This is a genomic window from Campylobacter concisus, assembly GCF_002913865.1.
Taxonomy (GTDB): Bacteria; Campylobacterota; Campylobacteria; order Campylobacterales; family Campylobacteraceae; genus Campylobacter_A; species Campylobacter_A concisus_AM.
In genome coordinates this window covers 1-19,641 of sequence record NZ_POYX01000108.1, presented here as the reverse complement: position 1 = coordinate 19,641, position 19,641 = coordinate 1, and the positions used below count along the sequence as shown (strand labels likewise).

Sequence of the window (19,641 nt, the reverse complement as noted above, 5' to 3'; positions counted from 1 at the left end):
CATATCTTGATTGTTTTAAATCAAAAGGTCACGAAGTAGTAGCTTCTGCACCACTTGTGCCAAACGATGCAACACTACTTTTCACAAATGCTGGCATGGTGCCATTTAAGAGCATTTTCACAGGTGAAGTGCCACGCCCAACACCACCTATCCGCACTAGCTGTCAGACCTGCATAAGAGCTGGAGGCAAGCACAACGACCTTGATAACGTCGGCTACACAGCGCGCCACCACACTTTTTTTGAGATGCTTGGCAACTTTAGCTTTGGCGAATACTTCAAAAAAGAGGCGATCGCTTACGCTTGGGAATTTGTCACAGAGGTGCTAAAACTACCAAAAGATAAGCTTTATGTAACCGTTCACGAAAGCGACGATGAGGCGTTTGAAATTTGGAGCACTCACATCGCAAAAGAGAGAATTTACCGCTTTGGCGACCACGATAACTTCTGGCAAATGGGCGATACTGGACCATGCGGCCCTTGCAGTGAAATTTTTTACGATCAAGGCGCTGAGCACTTTAACACACCAGAAGATTACATGGGCGGCGATGGAGATAGATTTTTAGAGATCTGGAACCTTGTCTTCATGCAGTATGAAAGAAGCGCGGATGGCAAACTAAGCCCACTGCCAAAGCCAAGCATCGATACTGGCATGGGGCTTGAGCGAGTTACAGCTATCCTGCAGGGTAAATTTAGCAACTACGACAGCACACTTTTTATGCCGCTTATCAACGAAGTAGCAAATCTTTGTGGCAAGCCATACGTCTATGAAAGTGGTGCTAGCTACCGCGTCATAAGCGATCACATCCGCTCGGTCACATTTTTGCTAGCTCAAGGCACGACATTTGATAAAGAAGGCCGTGGCTACGTGCTTCGCCGCATCTTACGCCGTGCGATCCGCCATGGATATTTACTAGGCATAAAAGAGCCATTTATGTATAAGCTTGTCGATAAAGTTTGCGAGCTCATGGGCGGACACTACACCTATCTAAACGATAAAAAAGCGGCTGTAAAAGAGCAGATCAAGCTTGAAGAAGAGAGATTTTTAGCGACTATCGCTAGTGGTTTGGAGCTATTTGAGAGTGAGCTTAAAAATACAAAAGAAATTTTTAGCGGAGAGGCTGCTTTTAAACTTTATGACACATTTGGCTTCCCACTTGATCTAACGGCTGATATGCTTAGAGAAAAGGGCTTAAAGGTCGATGAGGCAAGGTTTGATGAGCTTATGAGTGAGCAAAAAGCACGTGCAAAAGCTGCTTGGAAAGGCAGTGGCGACAAGAGTGCGAAGGGCGACTTTAAAGAGCTACTTGAAAAATTTGGCGAGAATAAATTTATAGGCTACGAAGAGCTTAAGAGTAAAAGTAAAATTCTAGCCTTGCTTGATGAAGAATTTAAAAATGTAGATAGCTTAGATGCTGGCAAAGAGGGTTGGGTGATGTTTGATGTCACTCCATTTTACGCTCAAAGTGGCGGTCAGTGCGGCGATAGCGGTAAGATAGCAGGCAAAGCAAATGTGCTTGATACGCAAAAATTCCACGGGCTAAATTTATCTTTAGTAAAAACTAGCGCGGCACTAAAAGTTGGCGACGAAGTAGAGCTTGAAGTAGGCAGCGACAGAGCGGAGACTGCGCGTCATCACAGTGCTACACACTTGCTTCACGCAGCCCTTAGAAGCGTGCTTGGCACACACATCGCTCAAGCTGGCTCAAACGTCGAGGCAGATAGACTAAGGTTTGATTTCTCTCATCCGAAGGCGCTTACTAGCGAAGAAATTTCAAAGGTCGAAAACCTTGTAAATGAGTGGATCTTAACTGGTGCAAATGCAAAAACGCAGGTTATGGAGCTTGAAGAGGCTAAAAAAAGCGGAGCGATCGCACTATTTAACGAAAAATATGCCGACAAAGTAAGAGTTGTGAGCTTTGGCGATGTCAGTAAAGAGCTTTGCGGCGGCACACACGTAAAAAATATAGATGAGATCGGCTCATTTTTCATCACAAAAGAGAGTGGTGTAAGTGCTGGCGTTAGGCGTATAGAGGCTGTTTGCTCAAGAGCTGCGCTAAATTTAGCAAGGTCATTTAGAGCTGAGCTTGAAGAGCTAAAAGATGAGCTAAAAAGCACAGAGCCGCTAAATGCCGTTAAAAAGCTAAAAGGCGAGATAAAAGGCTTAAAAGATAAGCTAAAAAACGCTAAAAGCTCTGGGGAGCTAGCCTTTATAAATGTAAATGATACCAAGCTTTGCGTAGCAAGCATCGATGGTGGCGACATAAAAACTTTGATAGATGAGTTTAAAAATGGGCATGAAAAAGCTGCCATTTTACTGATCCAAACAGATGAAGAGGGTAAAATTTCTCTTGCAGCTGGCGTGAAAAATGCTCCTATAAAAGCTGGCGCTTGGGTTAAATTTGCAGCGCAAATTCTAGGCGGCAATGGCGGCGGAAAAGACGACTTTGCAACAGCTGGCGGCAAAAACGCTCTAGCTATCGAAGACGCTATAAAAAGCTCACTTGAGTATGCAAGGCAAGCTTTAGAAAAATGATTCATCAAGAGATCGCTTTTTTTAAATTTGATCAACTAATCATCTTCTTGCACATTAGTTTTGTAGCTCTTTTTATAGGGCTACAAGCTGGTTTAGTGCTTACTGGAAGCTATTTTATAAAAAATAAATTTGAAGATAAAGAGCGCTATCACATCTTGCTTCACATCATAAGACGCTTTGGACTAGCCATCTTTGCGCTAGTTCTTGGCATCGCACTAACTAGCCTGATAATGATCTTTTACTTTGATGATGGCAAAATGCAAAATCCGATGGCAAGTGCGATAGTAGCGACCAAATGGGCGATAGAGCTATTTTTACTCTTAAATTTAAGCTATATCTTTTATAGATACAAAAAGGCTTTAAAAACTCTAAGATCGCACGAGATGATCGAGCTAAACGAAAGCCTAATCGTCATCATCTACTACTTCACGCCTCTAAACTTACTAGCATCGCTTGCGGCTGTCTATCTTGGCGTGAGCTATAGGGGCTTTTTATGATCACTCTTGCTTCTAGCTCGCCAACAAGGGCAAATTTACTAAAAAATGCTGGGATAAATTTTCAGCAAATTTCTTGCAGCTTTGATGAGAGCATGATAGCAAAGAGCCTAAAACCAGAAATTTACGTCCAAAACGTCGTAAAAGCTAAAAAAGAGCAATTTTTAAAGGCAAATGGCAAGCTTTTAAATTTACTCTTTGCAGATAGCTGCGTGGCTTGTGGGGATAAAATTTTAGGCAAGGCAAAGGACGAAAAAGAGGCACTTGCTATGCTAAATTTACAAAGTGGCAATGAGTGTAGCGTCTATACGGCGATGATATTTTTAGGCGAATTTGAGCTTATAAATGTGAGCAAGACTACATATAAATTTGCTAAATTTAGCGAGCAAGATCTAAAAAGCTACCTAGAAAGTGGCGAGTGGCGAGGCAAAGCTGGAGCCATGACGATAGAAAATTTTAATAAAAAATACATCATCTCCCAGCACGGCGAAACAAGCACGGCAATGGGGCTAAATTTAAAAATATTAAAGGCATTTTTATGAAATATATCTTGGCATTTATCTTTGTAGTTGCCATCGCACTTGGTGGAGCGTTTTTATACTTTTATTCGCAAGTGAGATTTGACGCTTATACCATCATCGACTACAAGCCAAAGCTTGCGACACAAATTTTTGATAGAAACAACGAGCTCATCGCAAATATCTTTGAAGAAAATAGAATTTATGTAAAATATAACGACATCCCGCCACGTGTCATCGAAGCGCTCGTGGCTATCGAGGATACGAGCTACTTTGAGCATGGCGGTATCAACGTAGAAGCCATGGCAAGAGCAGCAATAAAGGACATCAAAGCTAGAAAGCTAGTTGAAGGCGCATCCACGCTAACTCAGCAGCTTATAAAAAACCTAGCCCTAAGCCGCGAGAAGAAATTTACAAGAAAGATAAAAGAGGTTGTGCTTGCTATGAAGCTTGAAAGCGAGCTTAGCAAAGAGGACATCATCGAAAGATACCTAAATCACGTATATTTCGGGCATGGCTACTACGGCATCAAAACGGCTGCGGAGGGCTACTTTAGAAAAGAGCTAAATGAGCTAAGCATAAAAGAGATAGCGATGCTAGTTGGCATGCCAAAAGCGCCAAGCACCTATGATCCTACAAAGCACCTAGACCTCTCGCTTAGCCGCGCAAACAGGGTTCTTGAGAGGATGTATAGTATCGGCTGGATAAACGAGGACGAGTACCGAAAGGGCGTGCTTGAAGAGCCAGCAGTCTTTGACGATACGCTCACAAGAAATAAAGCTCCTTACGTGGTCGATGAGATCATAAAAGAGGCTTCAAAGAAATTTGACGACATAAAAACTGGCGGCTACAAGATACAAAGTACGGTCGATCTAAACGTGCAAAAGATCGCTCAGGACGCTTTAGTCTATGGCTACAATGAAATTTTAAAAAGAGATAAAAAGGCAAATCCAGAGATGCTAAATGGCGCTATCGTCGTCACTCATCCACAAAGCGGTCAAATTTTAGCTCTGATTGGCGGCATCGACTACGCAAAAAGTAGCTACAACCGCGCCACCCAGAGCAAGCGTCAGCCAGGATCAAGCCTTAAGCCATTTATCTATCAAATAGCCCTTGATAGCGGCTACTCAGTCGTCTCTCAAGTAGCTGACATCGCTAGGACGTTTGACATGGGCAACGGCAAAGAGTGGACGCCAAAAAACTATAGCGGTGACTTTCAAGGCTACATCACGATAAAATCAGCCTTAACCCAGTCTCGCAACCTCGCAACCATAAATTTACTAAACGATCTTGGTCTTAGCTCGGTTCGCAAACAGCTTACGGATATGGGCTTTAACGACATCCCTGAAAATTTATCAATCGCACTTGGTAGCTTTGGAATTTCGCCACTTGACTTTGCGAAATTTTACTCGATGTTTCCAAACGATGGCGAAGTGGTCGAGCCTACACTCATTAAACATATAGAAAATAGCTTTGGTGCGTCGATGGACTATGAGCCTCAAAAGAAGCAGGTGCTAAAACCTGAGCAGGCATTTTTGATGACCACCTTGCTTCAAAATGCCGTAAACAACGGCACCGGACGCAACGCAAAGGTAAATGGCATCCAGATCGCTGGTAAAACTGGCACGTCAAACAACAGCATCGATGCTTGGTTTTGCGGCTATTCGCCTGATATAGAGGCCATCATCTGGTACGGAAACGACGATAACAGCCCTATGAAAAAGGTTGAGGGCGGCAGCAGGACAGCTGCGCCTGTCTTTAAGAAATTTATGGAGGGCTACATCAAGCTCTACCCTACCCTAAGACGTGCATTTGAGCAGCCTGATGGCGTCTATAAAGGATACTACAACGGCGCTGATGAGTACTACACAAACGACTCGCCGTTGCCGCAAAATACGCCAACAAATGACATCATTCAAGATCAAGAAAACGATGGATTATTATTTTAGGAGATAAGATGAAAAGATTAAAAATTTTACTTTGTCTAGCGCTTGCAAGCCTTTCATACGGCGCTGATCTAAACACAGCTAGTAAGAGCGAGCTAATGAGCCTTGGACTAAACAAAAGCCAGGCACTAAACGTCATAAAGTATAGAAAAGCTCATAAATTTACAAGTGTCGAGGAGCTTGAGAAGGTTCAAGGCATCGGCTTTAACGACATGCAAAAGGTCAAAGAAAAGCTTAGTGTAAAAGATGGCCAAAAGACGAAAAAGACTGAGCCTAAAAAGAAGTCAAAAAGCAAGAAGCTAAAAAGCAAGAAAAAGAGAAAATAATTTTTCTCTTCTAAATTTCTAGCCATTTACATTTTAGCTCTATCATTACGCCCCTGAAAGAAGGTGGCTAGAAATGCTAAACATCGACAAAATAAGACATATAAGCTTTTTGTAATTTTTAATTTTATTTGTAGCTTATATGTTTTTCATAAACTACATATGCTCTTTGCTGGAGTTTTTTGCATTTTGCTTGTGCCATTTTTGTTAAAACCTCTTGTTATCTTTTTCATCATGATTAGTAGCATCTGCCTACTTTATGCAAACTTATGGCGTCATTATAGACAAAGGCATGCTATTAAACGTCTTGCACACTGACACAAGAGAGGCATTTAGCTGTTTTAATGCCAGCTTAGCCATTTGGCTTATTTTTGCAACCATCCTGCCTTGCGTATATGTAGCGCTTGTAAAGATTAGCTATGGAGGTTTTAAAAGTGCGCTTAGATCAAGGCTAAAAATAGCCCTTAGCACTTTAGTAAGTGCAGCTATAATCTTTGCACTCATGTCTAAAATTTTATAACATTTTTTAAAGAGCCGCAACGCCTCAACCATAAGCGTTTTACTCCCATACTACCCCATCTACTCTGGCATAAGATTAGCAAAGTCTTTGGCACAAAAACCACTCCCTTTTACCTACGTGGCAGATGACGCAACGCTTACTAACGATAAAAAGAAAATTTTAGTTTTGATAGTTGGCGAGACGCAAAGGAGCAAAAACTACTCACTAAATGGCTACGCTAAAAACGATACAAACAAATTCACCAAGCAAAAAGATGTGGTAAGTTTTACAAATTTTTACTCATGCGGGACTGCGACAGAAACTAGCGTCCCTTGCCTATTTTCAGACTTAAAGCGAGAAAATTTTAGCAACCGTGAGGCTAAGGCTCGTGAAAATTTAGTTGATATCATCAACAAACTTGGCATAAAAACATACTTTTTTGGCAACAATAGTGGCGGATGCGAAAAAAATAGGAGTAGTGGTTTGCGACAATCTTGATCAAAACCACACTTCAGAGCACAGAGCAGCTGGCTTTGATGAAGTGATATTTGATGAGGCAAAAAAAGGTCATAAAAGATGCAAACTCCACTACATTTATCGTGCTACATTTGCAAGGCTCACATGGCCCCATCTACTACAAAGGCTACCCAAGCAAATTTAAAGAATTCGCCCCAACATGCGACACCGCCGAGCTAAACAAATGCACGCCAGATGAGATAGCAAACACCTACGACAACACCATTTTATATGAGGACTATCTACAAAGCGAGCTGATAAACCCCCTTGAAGCAAGAAAAGATAAATTTGAAGTTGCCATGTTCTTTTTCTCAGATCACGGAGAGAGCCTAGGCGAAAATGGCATATATTTACATGGCCTGCCTTACTCTATCGCTCCAGATGAGCAAAAACACATCCCAGCCATCATCTTTTCAAGCGATAGCGAGCTTTTAAAAAGACTAAAAGCTAGAAAAGACGAAACTCTTTCGCATGATTTTATCTTTAGCTCAGTTCTTGGATATTTTGGGGTAAAAACTAAGGCTTACGAGCCAGAATTTGATATCTTTAGGGAGTAAATTTAAAGCCAGCCTAGGCAAAGCCCGAAGCTGGCGAAATTTTATAAGCTGATCTCTTTTATATCAGCTACTTTTAATATCTCGCTATAAATTTGACCGATGATAGCGACGCGGTTATTTCGCACTTTCTCGTTTTCAACGTTTATCATAACTTTGTCAAAAAACTCATCTATCTGCGGTTTTAGAGCAAATAGCGCTTTTAGTCTTGGCTCGTATGCTAGGCTCTTATCAACCGCTTTAAATGCGTCATTTAAGGCCTTTTCAGCATCTATCTCAAAAAGGCTCTCATCGACCTTGCTAAATTTATCATCTTTTATGATGTTTGCAAGGCGCTTAAATGTCGAGAAATTCTCTCTAAAATTTGTCTCACTTGAAATTTTAGCAAGCGCCTCTATCATCTTTGTTAGCTCCAAGATGTCCTTTTTGCCGCTTTTTATGCACGCTTTTACGATAGAAGCGTTTGCGTCAAAGAAGGTATAGAGCCTATCAAGGATGAAATTTATAAGCACTTCAACGTCAAATTTCTTATAATCTTTTGCGATATCTTCTAAAATTTCTTTTACGTTAAATTTCAAATTATGCGCCAAAACGATCTTTATAACGCCATTTGCCGCGCGTCTTAGAGCGTATGGGTCCTTGGTGCCGCTTGGGATTTTGCCGATACTAAAGAGCCCCATTAGCGTATCAAGCTTATTTGAAAGCGCCACAACCGAGCTAAAGACCTTGCTTGGACACTGCGCCTCCTCGCCGTCTGGCAGATACTGCTCTTTTATGGCTAAAACGACGTTTTCATCCTCATTTTTAGCCTTTGCGTAGTAAGCACCCATGACGCCTTGAAGCTCGGTAAATTCATAAACCATCTGCGTTGTAAGATCAGCCTTACTTAGCATCACAGCTCGCTCTAGCTTAGCCGCGTACTCGCCAGCTTCTTTTTTAAGTAGCTCACCATAGTTGCTAGCAAGTTTTTTAGCCACTTTTAGCTCTCTGAGCTCCTTTTCATAGATACTTCCAAGCTCTTTTAGGTAGGTTATATTTTTTAGTTTTTCTGGGCTAAATTCGGCCTTAAGGTCGCTTTGCCAAAAGAACATCGCGTCACTTAGTCTTGCTCTTAGCACCTTTTCGTTGCCTTTGATGATGAGCGAATAGTCCTTTGTGATGGCGTTACTAACGACAACAAAGCCATTTGCTAGCTTGCCATCTTTAAAGACTGGGAAGTAGCGCTGATTTTCTTTCATCGAAGTGATGATGACCTCGCTTGGCACCTCCAAAAACTCCTCTTCAAACGAGCCAAGAAGCGCTGTTGGATACTCAGTGATCGCCACTACTTCAGCTAGCAGCTCTTTATCTATCTCGATCTTTAGCCCGCTTTTTTGACTGATCTTTTCAAACTCATCAAGGATTATCTTCTCTCTCTCGTCCACTTCAAGCACGACGCCACGGCTCTTTGAGCCTTCAAAATACTCTTTTATATTTGAAATTTTTATCTTGTCGTAGCTAATGCTTCTGTGAGGATATGTAGAGTTGCCGCTCTCTACGCCAAATTTGTTAAATTTAATGACCTCATCACCCAGCAAGCACAAAAATGATCTTATCGGACGGATAAATTCAAACTCACCATTGCCCCAGCGCATAGACTTGCCAAAGCTAAGGCTCTTTAAAAACTCCTCGACCATGTCGCCCATTATCTTAGCAACTGGCTCGCCCTTTACCTCTTTTTCGTAGTAAAGCACCTCTTTGCCGTCTATCTCTTTAAATTTAAGCTCGCTCTCGCTTATGCCACATTTATTTGCAAAGCTAAGTGCAGCCTTCGTAAAAGCTCCGTCTTTTAGCGCTACTTGCTTTGGCGCGCCAACAAAGCTAGCCACGCTATCTGGCTGAGCTAGTGGGAATTTCTCATGAAAAAAGACCAAACGGCGCGGCGTGTAGTAAAATTTAAACTCGCTTTTGATGTTATATTTTTCAAGCACAGCCTGCCATTTAGCGTTGATGTTTGGCAGCTCTCTTAAAAATGGTATCGCTGGGAGCTCCTCGACTCCGATCTCTAGTAACAACTCTTTCATATCTCACTCTTTTTATTAAAATTTTCTCTTTTTTCTCTTATCATCTCTCTTGCTCTCTCCTTCTCTTGCGCCTGCAAAATGACGCCTCTTATCATAAATATCACAAACAAAACAAACGCTGCGATCATAAAAATATCTAAAATTTGCACCATCTACTCCACAACGATCTCTTTTTCGTTTTTATAAATTTTCACCCTCGCCCGCTCAAAGCTATACTCGCCATCTTTTAGCCTTTTTTTGCTATAAACTCTGATCTTGCCATGCGGTGTATGCAAGTAGCCACTCTCTAGCCTGCCTGAAATTTTAGCGATCACATCGCCGCTTCTTGCAATGCTTAGCTTTGAGCTATCAAGCAAATTTTCGCTCACATCTTTTGTGCCATGCTCATTTATGATCTCATAAGAGCTTACTTCAAGCGCCTCTTTGTAAAATTTCACTCGCCTGATCAAAATGTCAAGCTCATCGCCCACGCCGACGCTATTTTTAGGATCATAAACGTAAATTCCACGGCGATTTTTTGAGATGATAAAGCCATGCTTATCTTTTAAGATGACAACAGCTCGCTCCACAAGTGCTGGCACATCCTCAGGATGCTCAAAAAGCGTCTCTATGTCAGCTTTTTTATAGTTTTGATCATCTACTTTTTTAGCTTCTTTTTTTAAATTTTCATTTGATTTAGCAGGACTTGGTTTGGTTGAGATTTTAAATTTGAGCGCAAAATGATCTGAATAAAGATCGCTCTTTGCAAAGCCATGCTCATCAAGCACAAAGCTTGGCTTAAAGACTTCAAAACTGCCATCAATGTAGCTTAGATCGCCATTTGCCATAAAGCTAGGCGAGAGCAAAACGTGGTCAATGGCTCGCTTTTTGCCATGGACTGCATGAGAGTATCTATCTTTTGGGGCTAAAAAGCTATAAAGATCATAAAATCCACGAGTTGCGATGATATCGTTTAAGATGGATTTTTGCCCATAAGGTGAGTTAAAATCGCCTAAAACAATGGCATTTTGCTCGTTACCTAGAGCTGCCCTTAGCGTTCTTTCGGCCTTTTTTTGCATATTTATGCCGTTTTTATAAGCTGGGAAGTGATTAACAAAAACGCTAAATTTCTTACCCTCCACCTCAAAAACGACCTTTAAAATGTTTCTAGTTTTTACATTTGGCACTTCAAAAATTTCACTGCCATTTGGCTTTATCTTTGATATAAGAGCTAGCCCAACTGGAGAGTTTTTTGCCTTGCTAAAGGCTATAAATTTATACTCGCTGCCATCAACTAAAGCCCTTAAAACCTGCTCGTTTTCAACCTCTTCAAGTGCGATGATGTCGGTATCTATGGCGTCTATGACCTGCCTTGTTCTTTTTAGTTTTGAGCTAGCCGCCTCGCAGTCCCACTTTGAAGTGCTAGATTTAAAGTCAGGATATTCGCTGCCATCATCCTTGCAGTCAAATAAATTTTGCACATTATAAGTTGCGATGCTTATCTCGCTAGCAAACGCCATAAAAACGGCAAAAACTAATGCAAAGAGCGCTCTCAAACCTCGCTCCTAAAGTCAAATTTAGAGATGTTTTGCCTGATCGCCTCATACGCGATGATGCCAGCACTCATGGCTAAATTTAAGCTCCTGCCCTCTTTTCCCATCGGGATCGTTATGGCGTTTTTGAAATTTATATCCATAAACTCTCTTGGCAGCCCCGTGCTCTCTCCGCCAAAAAATATAAAATCTCCTGGCTCAAATTTAGCGTCGTAGTAAAGCCTGTTTGTCTTAGTCGTAGCAAAGAAAAATCGCTCTTTATGGCTCAAATTTGCCTCCAAAAACTCATCTAGGCTCTCCCAAATTTGTGGCTTTAAGATTTTCCAATAATCAAGCCCAGCACGTCTAACAGCCTTTTCGCTCAGATCAAAGACAGTTGGCTTAACGATGTGCAGCTTTAAATTTGCATTTACGCACATTCTGCCGATAGCTCCGGTGTTTTGCGGTATCTGAGGATGGACTAGGACTATGTTAAACATAAGTTTTTCTTGCCTTAAAAAGTGTTATAAACTGGCTCATTTTAGCCAAAATGGGCTTTTAAGAGTTTTAAAGATTAAGATTTTCTAAATTTACGCTTGCTAAGATAGTTTGAAATTTCAAGCTCCTGTCTGCGTTTTATCTCAGCTGCTATCATCTCGTTTTTAAAGCCAGCCACCAATATCTCGCTCACATCGACCTTTGCGTCAAATTTAGCCTCATAAACTCCAAGCTCTTTTGCACGCTCTATGCGCTCTTTATTATAAGCTCCCAGCCATGATTTTAAGGGCATATTTAGGGCAATTTCTAGTAGCTCATTGTCACTTGGCATATCTTTAAAATAGGGCTCTTTTAAGATAGAAAAGTAGCTCTTTGGTAGGCGCATTTTCTCTAAAATTTCCTTTGCGTCAAGCTCAAATTTACCAAAAAGCATATATAAAAACAGCCTCTCGTCATCTACAAATTTCCTAGCGCTCTTTAGCTCAGCCAAAAACTCATCACTCCCATAAATTTGCACGCCAAAGATTTCCCTAAAAAGCTCAAGCCTAAAAAGATAAAACGCCCCCTTTTCAAGCTCCTTTGCCCTAAAAAATTTAATGAGCTCGGTATTTATCCTATCACGGCTTAGATGCGCCAAATCAAGCGTTTTCATAAGCTCTAGCGTCTCGTCAGCTATGCTAAAGCCAAGCCTTGCGCTAAACTGCACGCCCCTAAGCACCCTTAGCGGATCTTCTTTAAATTTCTCACTATCTATGTGCCTTAGCGTCTTGCTCGCAAGGTCCTTTTTGCCGCCGTGAAAGTCCAAAATTTCGCCGTCAAAGATGTTCATCATCATGGCATTTACCGTAAAATCACGCCTAAGACTTGCAAAGCTTGGATCATTTATATAGCTTACGGCAAAGTCTTTGTGCGAATTTCCAGTCTTACTCTCGCTTCTAGGCAAGCCAAGATCGTAGTTTTTGTATTTGTAGATGAAGTAGCTTTTGCCAACACCACTAGCCTTTATGCTAGCCATCAGCTCGTCAAATTTAGCTGGCTTTATATCATAAACCTCGATGTCATAATCATAAATTTCTCGTCCCAAAAGCGCGTCTCTCACGCAGCCTCCGACTAGATAGACACGCTTGCTAAATGGAGCAAATAGCGATCTAAAAAAGTCTAGCTCGCTATTTTTGTAAATTTCTGTCCCAGTTTTTGTCTCAAATTTATTATTTTGAGAGATTTTGTAGTCTATTTTCGATGTTTGCAAGGGTAAATTCTAAAAATTTAGTCGTTAGCTCTAGCCTTTGGCTAAGGTCTTGCTCGCTAGTTTGTTTAAGCCCCTCAAAAAGCACCTCTATGCGCTCAGCAAGATTTGCTAAGAAAATTTCCTCCTCGCTTATCTCCCTGCTCTTTGGCGAAATTTGCGCCACCTTTAGTTCTGGCTCGCTTTGCACACTTGACACGCTTAGCACGCTTGCCTCTACTTTTGGCTCTTCAAGTGCATGCTCTTCTTCAGATTCTATTGCCAAAAGCTCTTTTTTTAGATTCTCCCTTTCAAGCTCTTCTTGCTTTTTGTTTTGCAGTGCCTCTATCTTTTCAAGCTCGGCGCTAACCTCACTAATGGCCATCCTAGCGATATCATCAAGCTTCATAATCTTATCAACCACCTTTTAAATTCATTTATCTCTTCGTCACTTTTCATCCTGATAAAAAACTCTTTCATCTGCTCATTTTTTATCACGCGCTCCTTGCGAAGTCCGCTCAGGCGGTTTATCGCGCTAAGGGCATCCTTGTTTGATGGGTCTTGTTTTAAGATGTTCTTGTAAATTTCAAGCGCATCGTCTTTTAGCCCTTGAGCCTCGTAGATCAGTGCTTCAGTGATTGTGTTTTTCATTTTTTGATAAATCCTGCTATCACGTCGCCTATCTCGCTTGTTGAGCAAATTTCAACTGCGTTAAAAGCGGCGATATCTTTTGTCCTATATCCCTTTGCAAGTGCTGTTTTTACGGCACTTTCTATCGCGTCCGCTGCCTCGCACTCGCCAAATGCGTATCTTAGCATCATCGCTGCACTTAAAATGGTTGCGATCGGATTTGCTATGCCCTGCCCTGCGATGTCTGGCGCTGAGCCGTGGATAGGCTCATAAATTCCCACTTTACCGCCCATGCTAGCACTTGGTAAAAGTCCTATCGAGCCACAAACCATGCTCGCTTCGTCACTTAAAATGTCGCCAAATAAATTTTCGGTAAGTATGACGTCAAAATTTGCAGGCGCTCTTACTAGCTGCATCGCTGCGTTATCGACATACATAAAGCTAAGCTCTACTTCAGGATAGCCTTTTGCCACCTCGCTGGTCACCTCACGCCAAAGCTGGCTTGTCTCAAGCACGTTTGCCTTATCGACCATACAGACCTTTTTCTTGCGAAGCATAGCCGTCTCAAAGGCGATCTTTGCGATGCGCTCGATCTCAAATTTAGTATAGACCATCGTGTTAAACGCTCTATCTTCGCCTTTTTCACGTGGCTGTCCAAAATAAAGCCCACCAGTTAGCTCGCGAACCACGACAAAATCAACGCCCTTTAGTACCTCTGGCTTTAGTGTGCTAGCATCAACTAGCTCGTCAAAGATGATGGCTGGGCGTAAATTTGCATAAGCTTCTAGCTCTTTTCTGATCTTTAAAAGCCCGCTCTCTGGCCTTAGGTGTCTTGGCAAGCTGTCCCATTTCTCGCCACCTATCGCTCCAAAAAGCACAGCGTCGCTACTAAGCGCTGAGCTTAGCGTCTCATCTGGCAACGGCTCGCCAAAAACGTCGTAGGCTGCGCCGCCCATTAGCTTATAGTCATACTCAAATTTGATACCAAACTCAGCACTCACAACGTCTAAAACCTTTATCGCCTCGTCGATGATCTCAGGGCCGATACCATCGCCTTTTATAACGCAAATTTTATAGTTTTTCATCACCGCTCCTTAGTTCATCTTCGCTTTTGCGTACTCGATAAGGCCGCCAGCGTTTAAAAGCTCTTGCATAAATGGCGGCATAGCGTTAAATTTATACTCTTTTTTTGTACTTTCATTTACGATGACGCCGTTATCTACGTCGATCTTTAGCGTGTCGCCCTCGTTTATCTCGTCGGTTTCTTTTATCTCTAGTATCAAAAGCCCTGTGTTAAAGCTATTTCTATAAAAAATCCTAGCAAAGCTTTTAGCCACAACAGCCGCTATGCCGGCCTCTTTTAGCGCTAGTGGGGCGTGCTCTCTTGAGCTACCGCAGCCAAAATTTTCACCAGCTACGATGATGTCGCCTTTTGCTATTTTTGAGCTAAATTTAGGATCGGCGTCTTCCATGATGTGTTTTGCTAGCTCTTTTTCGTCTGAAGTGTTTAAATATCTTGCGGCGATGATGATATCAGTGTCGATATTGTCGCCAAATTTCCAAACTTTGCCTTGTTTCATTTTTAACCTTTAGTTTTGTAAATTTGGGCTGATTTTAACCAAAAGAAGCTAAATAAATAATCAAAACTCGGCAGCTATCGGTTAGAGTGGGTAAATTTAAGGTCTTTTAAGCGATGCGTATGAGCTAAGAATTTAAGTCTTACTAAATTTAGTGGCAAAATGGCTAAAAAGTAAAAATAAAAACATGCACCGCCTAGTTTAGCAGTTAATGTCGATGCTCAGTTTTATCAAGCCAGCTAGCCTCCGCCAGCAGGATTGTAAATTTAAGAGCGGTTATTTTATTCGTAGTATTCGTAGCTGATTTGTAGCTTTTTGTATAGACCGATCTCTTTTATGTCGCCGTTTTCGTAGTATTTGTCCGCGGGCTTAAATTTGACTGAGGTTTTATGCGTCAAATTTCCCCGTTCGTCCCTCGTTATGTCTTTAAACTGCAAGATTTGCCAGATTTTTGCCTCGGAGCCAAAGTAATTTACCGACGTATACTCCATCTCGTCGCCGTTTGCGGCGTAGTAATAAACCCATTTTGAGTTCGGAGTTTGCGTGATTTTTTCGTATTCGCCGTTTGGCTTGCGCTCGAAGCTTATCTCTATGCCGTGCCGCGGCTCCATATTATCTTCTATCCGCGTTAAAACGCCCTTTTCGTCGTAGACGTAGCTATCGTCTATCACTAGTTCCCTGCCCGAATACACAGCCTGAGCGATCATTTTGCCATCCTTGCCGTAGGTAGTTTTCTCTGTGCGGGGGTAAAATCTATCCTCGACATACTTTTCTTTGGCCGTTGCGACTAAATTTTCGCCGTCAAATTCGTATTCGTAGAGATAAACGGCGCTATCTTGATATTTTTTGCGGATTAGCCCGTCTTTGCCGTACTCAAACAAAACCGAGCTGTTTGGCACACCGTTTATATGCTCGGTTTCTTGCACTATATAGCCGTTTTCGTTAAACTCCGTCTGCTTCACACGTGTGTTTTCTAGCGTGCCAGAGCCATCCATAGAGTATTCATACTCCGTAGTCGTCATGCTTTTGACCTTGCCTTTTATATCCTTTTTGCTCCAGTCGCTTTCTGGCAAAATGGCCGAATTTAGAAAGCAAATCGCTGATGCCACCGCTAAAATAGCCTTTAAAATTTTCATTTTTATCCTTTTTAAACCATGCGTATCATACTCAAAAAGCGGTATAGTCAGTAAAATTCTAGCTTTTATGAGCTTAAAAATGCGCTTAAACTGGCTTAAATTTTAAGCAAGTCTGAGGTGAATTTACATTTTTTTGGGGTTTAATAAATTTAAGCCTTTGCCTTTTGCAAAATCTCTCTCATCTCATCCTCGCTAAGTGGCTCAACAAGCACGTTTGCAGCGTCAATGAAGCGATATTTTTCTTTTGGTAAATTTGCCATAAAAGCTCCATATTCACACTCATCAAGCACGTGAGCGTCACTATCATCCACGCCCACAACTAGCGTAAGTACCCAGCGCGATACCTTGCGATCCCCAAGCGCCTCTTGCGCCTGCCACGACGGAGATGGAGCATAAGGCAAGATGGTCGGTAAATTTTCACTAAGCGTATATGTGCCAAGAATTTCGTTGCCGTCTTTGTCTTGATAGAGGTGCTCTCTTGCGCTATATGCGTCAAGATACTGCACCTGCCTCATCATCTCATCAAATTTAGCCGCAGGGCTGGCACTTGCAAATATTTCATCTACCATAACCGCGTCAAACGCCACGTCTCGCTCCACGCCAGAGATATAAAGCGTTTGATTTTTCTCTTTTGCATCTTTTAACGCCTCAAGCCCCCACATGATGTCAGTCTCGTAGTCAAATTTTAAAATTTGCTCACTATCATAAATTTTTTCGTTGTCGCACTCTATTTTTGAGCCAGTTTGAGCTGAAAGTTTTGAGAGTAGCTCAAGTGCGATCTGCCAGTCACCAACGCCACTTGGAGTATAAACACGCACGATATACTCGCCATCTTCGTAGTTTAGCTCAAAGCCACGAACGCTCTTTTGCCACACGCCTGCTATCATCACGTCAGCGCCAAGCTCATTTGCGCTTGGCTCCTCTTGTGCGCTGTTAAAAAAGAAAAGCCCCTCAACAAGAGCTGAAATTTCACGCTCGCTTAGCGCCTTTGCGTATCCGCCAAGTAGCTTCTTTTTATTTTTTACACTAAATGTCAAACTCATAAATTCTCCTTTATCTAAATAGTAAGAGCACGCCGATCGTGCAAACTATGACGGCGGTGCAAATTTCAAGTAGTCTTAGGTGCGTTTGTAAAAATTTCTTTAGCACAGCTCCACCAAGTGAGTAGATATTTAGCGATAAAAACTCGATGAAAACGAGTGTTACGGTGATAACGCACATGCGAACTAGGCTAAATGGGGCGTCTTTGTCTAAAAATGTAGGCAGCAAGGCTGATAAAAATATCCACGCCTTTGGGTTTGAGACGCTAACGATGAAGCCATTTATAAACATCTGCTTTTTGCTTGGCAAATTTGAGACATTTGTAATGCTAAGCTCGCCCTTGCCAAAAAAGAGCATCGCGCCAAGATAGAGCATATAAAGGCCTGCGATGATATTTAGCACCTTAAATGCATACTCAAAATGATGTAGCACCGCGCCTACGCCCAGCATACAGCTAAACGATACAAAAGCAAGTGCTAAAAGCTGCCCAGCCATCACGAAAAATGAGTGCTTGTATCCAAGACTCATGCCAACGCTCATCGCATAAGTCATGTTGATACCTGGCATCATTGAGATCGGAAAAATCGTGACAAAAAAGAGCAAGAAATTCATAAGAGGCCTTGAAATTTTAGTGAAATGCTAAATCAAAATCTATAAATTTATGATAAAAGAGCGCTTTATTAGCAAATTTAGCCTGCTTTTGGACGTGAGAAATTTGGCTTTTGGTGCTAGGAATATAAATTTAGCGCAAAAACAAGGGCGATTTTGTGTGTATTTCACAGCCTAGATGGCAAATTTATCTTTTGCCACGTAGGCACTCTATAAATTTATTTGCCACAAAAGCTAGCTAAATTTAGAGCAAAATAGCCCCACTAAAAATTTAGAAATTTAGCCTATTACTATTAGCACGCCAAGCCCATTACTAGCGGCATTTTGATAAAAATTTAAAAGCCCAGCAAAGTGCTGTTTTAGCCTCGCTTTTATATCTTCAAATTCACTCTCGCTCCCAAAAATATTAGGATATGTCTTTGAACTAGCGAATTCTTTTAAATTTATCTTTGATAAAAGTGCGTTAATATCAACATTTTTCAACGTCTCAGCCACCTCCTTTACATCCGAAGCGTTAGCATAAGAGATCATCTCACTTAGCTCTTCGTTTAAGGCACTACGCCCAAAAATAGCCCAGCTAAAAGGCTCATTTGAGCTAAAAATATCGCCAGCTTTCAACCTTTGGGCGAAATTTATGCCAGTTAGCATCTTACACATAGCGTCCCAAAAATTATCCATGTCGTATTCGCCCAAAAGTTCGCCGCCACCGCCATTTTTGATCTTTTCTATATCATCTTGCGAGTAGGCATAGTAGTGCGCGCTGATCCCCATTTTAGAGCCTTAAATTTAATGTGAATTTGAAAAAGAGAGGGCGGAGCTATAAATTTAATAGTTCCGCCGTAATATTAAATAAGTGCAAATATCGTGAGATGCTGCACTTAGTGAGTTAAGAAAAACTCTTGAATTTTAGCCTTATCGCTTGTTTTTGTAAGAGCAAGCATCAAAAGCACTCTAGCTTTTTGAGCGTTTAGGTTGTCGCTTGTTAAAAAGCCGTATTTTGCGTCATCAACTTCGCCATTCATAGTTGTCTCGCCACTTCCCACACGTGAGTCACGAACTACCACTACGCCAGCTTTTGAAGCCTCACCAAGAGCCTCTAACACGCTAAAGTAAGGGTTGCCGTTGCCTAGACCAGCGCTAACGATGCCTTTTGCGCCGTTTTTAACAGCTACATTTACAAAGTCAGGGTTGTCATTTGCGTGAGAGTAGATGATATCAACTCTTGGAAGCTCTTTTACGCCAGTTAGGTCAAACGCTGAGCTTGCTGTGTGTTTTCTGATTGGGTTCATATAGTATTTTACATTGCCATAAAAGACTGTGCCGATCTTGCCGCTATTTGGTGATTTAAATGTATCAACGCCTGTTGTGTTAGTTTTTGTCACCTCTCTAGCTGCGTGAATTTCGTCATTCATAGTAACCACAACGCCCTTGCCTACGCTATCTTTGCTGATAGCTACATTTACAGCGTTAAATAAATTTAGTGGGCCGTCTGCGCTTAGTGAGCCACTATTTCTCATCGCACCTACAAGCACAACTGGCTTGTCGCTTTTAACGACTAAATTTAAGAAGTAAGCTGTCTCCTCCATAGTGTCTGTGCCGTGAGTAACGACGATACCATCGGCTTTGCCGCTGTTTAGAAGTTCATTTATTCTATTTGCAAGCTTAAGCCAAACTTCGTTGTTCATATCTTGTGAGCCGATATTTGAAATTTGCTCGCCTTTTATGGTAGCGATCTTGTTGATATCTGGCACGGCTGCTATTAGTTTATCGACCGTAACAGTTCCAGAAGTATAGCTTGAATCAAGCGAACCTGAGCCGCTTCCTGCTATCGTTCCACCAGTAGCTAGGATGTAGATGGTTGGCTTAGCAACCGCTAAAGTAGTACCTAAAATCATGAGCAACACCGCCTTAAAGATTAAACGCATTTTAACTCCTTTGCATTAAAATTTGCTAGAGCATTATAACGT

General features: G+C 41.7%; 22 protein-coding genes. 8 read left to right on the top strand and 14 right to left on the bottom strand.

Annotated elements, in window-relative coordinates; genetic code table 11:
* The 8 genes from alaS to CYP77_RS10195 all read left to right on the top strand — a co-directional run.
* Positions 1–2,534, top strand: a 2,534-nt coding sequence (alaS, locus tag CYP77_RS07085; RefSeq protein WP_103599726.1) for an alanine--tRNA ligase, incomplete at its 5' end; no start/stop codon positions are given.
* Positions 2,531–3,031: a 3-isopropylmalate dehydratase gene (locus tag CYP77_RS07080; RefSeq protein WP_103566977.1), complete on the top strand. Its 501-nt coding sequence runs from the start codon at positions 2,531–2,533 to the stop codon at positions 3,029–3,031. The genes alaS and CYP77_RS07080, both read left to right, overlap by 4 nt.
* Complete coding sequence (gene maf, locus CYP77_RS07075; protein WP_103566976.1) at positions 3,028–3,570, top strand: septum formation inhibitor Maf; 543 nt, start codon at positions 3,028–3,030, stop codon at positions 3,568–3,570. Before CYP77_RS07080 ends, maf begins: the two co-directional genes overlap by 4 nt.
* Positions 3,567–5,495 (top strand): transglycosylase domain-containing protein, encoded by a 1,929-nt coding sequence (locus CYP77_RS07070; RefSeq protein ID WP_021085860.1) that lies wholly within the window; start codon positions 3,567–3,569, stop codon positions 5,493–5,495. The genes maf and CYP77_RS07070 overlap by 4 nt, the downstream gene beginning before the upstream one ends.
* A gap of 8 nt (positions 5,496–5,503) precedes the next feature.
* On the top strand, positions 5,504–5,818 hold the full coding sequence (locus CYP77_RS07065; protein ID WP_103566975.1) for a helix-hairpin-helix domain-containing protein: 315 nt from the start codon (positions 5,504–5,506) through the stop codon (positions 5,816–5,818).
* 256 nt (positions 5,819–6,074) lie between these two features.
* Entirely contained in the window at positions 6,075–6,335 is a 261-nt protein-coding gene (locus CYP77_RS10205; RefSeq protein ID WP_223229363.1) for a phosphoethanolamine transferase domain-containing protein, read from the top strand.
* A gap of 87 nt (positions 6,336–6,422) precedes the next feature.
* Positions 6,423–6,812, top strand: coding sequence for a sulfatase-like hydrolase/transferase (locus CYP77_RS10200; RefSeq protein WP_223229362.1), 390 nt, complete (start codon positions 6,423–6,425; stop codon positions 6,810–6,812).
* Between the two features lie 53 nt (positions 6,813–6,865).
* The gene (locus tag CYP77_RS10195; protein ID WP_223229361.1) at positions 6,866–7,387 is read left to right on the top strand and encodes a sulfatase-like hydrolase/transferase; all 522 of its coding nucleotides are present in this window, start codon (positions 6,866–6,868) and stop codon (positions 7,385–7,387) included.
* Between the two features lie 41 nt (positions 7,388–7,428).
* Here CYP77_RS10195 and glyS read toward each other — a convergent pair whose 3' ends face one another.
* The 14 genes from glyS to CYP77_RS06995 form a co-directional block, all read right to left on the bottom strand.
* A complete protein-coding gene (gene glyS, locus CYP77_RS07055; RefSeq protein WP_103566974.1) occupies positions 7,429–9,447 on the bottom strand; it encodes a glycine--tRNA ligase subunit beta in 2,019 nt (672 codons plus the stop codon).
* On the bottom strand, positions 9,444–9,596 hold the full coding sequence (locus CYP77_RS10015) for a hypothetical protein (RefSeq protein ID WP_162141601.1): 153 nt from the start codon (positions 9,594–9,596) through the stop codon (positions 9,444–9,446). Before CYP77_RS10015 ends, glyS begins: the two co-directional genes overlap by 4 nt.
* Before the next feature lie 3 nt (positions 9,597–9,599).
* Positions 9,600–10,982 carry an endonuclease/exonuclease/phosphatase family protein gene (locus CYP77_RS07050; RefSeq protein WP_103566973.1) on the bottom strand — a complete coding sequence of 461 codons (1,383 nt, stop codon included), beginning with the start codon at positions 10,980–10,982 and terminating at the stop codon, positions 9,600–9,602.
* Positions 10,979–11,458 carry a tRNA (cytidine(34)-2'-O)-methyltransferase gene (locus tag CYP77_RS07045; protein ID WP_103566972.1) on the bottom strand — a complete coding sequence of 160 codons (480 nt, stop codon included), beginning with the start codon at positions 11,456–11,458 and terminating at the stop codon, positions 10,979–10,981. The genes CYP77_RS07050 and CYP77_RS07045 overlap by 4 nt, the downstream gene beginning before the upstream one ends.
* A gap of 74 nt (positions 11,459–11,532) precedes the next feature.
* Positions 11,533–12,705, bottom strand: a complete 1,173-nt coding sequence (locus tag CYP77_RS07040; protein ID WP_103566971.1) for a CCA tRNA nucleotidyltransferase — start codon at positions 12,703–12,705, stop codon at positions 11,533–11,535.
* On the bottom strand, positions 12,665–13,105 hold the full coding sequence (locus CYP77_RS07035; RefSeq protein WP_181001432.1) for a CiaD-like domain-containing protein: 441 nt from the start codon (positions 13,103–13,105) through the stop codon (positions 12,665–12,667). Before CYP77_RS07035 ends, CYP77_RS07040 begins: the two co-directional genes overlap by 41 nt.
* On the bottom strand, positions 13,087–13,332 hold the full coding sequence (locus CYP77_RS07030; RefSeq protein ID WP_002941772.1) for a hypothetical protein: 246 nt from the start codon (positions 13,330–13,332) through the stop codon (positions 13,087–13,089). Before CYP77_RS07030 ends, CYP77_RS07035 begins: the two co-directional genes overlap by 19 nt.
* Positions 13,329–14,396: a 3-isopropylmalate dehydrogenase gene (gene leuB / locus CYP77_RS07025; RefSeq protein ID WP_103566969.1), complete on the bottom strand. Its 1,068-nt coding sequence runs from the start codon at positions 14,394–14,396 to the stop codon at positions 13,329–13,331. Before leuB ends, CYP77_RS07030 begins: the two co-directional genes overlap by 4 nt.
* Positions 14,397–14,405: 9 nt before the next feature.
* Positions 14,406–14,891, bottom strand: coding sequence for a 3-isopropylmalate dehydratase small subunit (locus CYP77_RS07020; protein ID WP_103566968.1), 486 nt, complete (start codon positions 14,889–14,891; stop codon positions 14,406–14,408).
* Positions 14,892–15,169: 278 nt separating this feature from the next.
* The gene (locus tag CYP77_RS07015; protein ID WP_103566967.1) at positions 15,170–16,024 is read right to left on the bottom strand and encodes a hypothetical protein; all 855 of its coding nucleotides are present in this window, start codon (positions 16,022–16,024) and stop codon (positions 15,170–15,172) included.
* A 149-nt stretch (positions 16,025–16,173) separates the two neighbouring features.
* Positions 16,174–17,067 (bottom strand): DUF4299 family protein, encoded by an 894-nt coding sequence (locus CYP77_RS07010; protein WP_103566966.1) that lies wholly within the window; start codon positions 17,065–17,067, stop codon positions 16,174–16,176.
* Positions 17,068–17,077: 10 nt separating this feature from the next.
* Positions 17,078–17,677, bottom strand: coding sequence for a LysE family translocator (locus CYP77_RS07005; protein WP_103566965.1), 600 nt, complete (start codon positions 17,675–17,677; stop codon positions 17,078–17,080).
* A 276-nt stretch (positions 17,678–17,953) separates the two neighbouring features.
* Positions 17,954–18,445 (bottom strand): DUF1877 family protein, encoded by a 492-nt coding sequence (locus tag CYP77_RS07000; RefSeq protein WP_103566964.1) that lies wholly within the window; start codon positions 18,443–18,445, stop codon positions 17,954–17,956.
* A 107-nt stretch (positions 18,446–18,552) separates the two neighbouring features.
* Positions 18,553–19,599: a type II asparaginase gene (locus CYP77_RS06995; protein ID WP_103566963.1), complete on the bottom strand. Its 1,047-nt coding sequence runs from the start codon at positions 19,597–19,599 to the stop codon at positions 18,553–18,555.
* Positions 19,600–19,641: the final 42 nt, after the last annotated feature.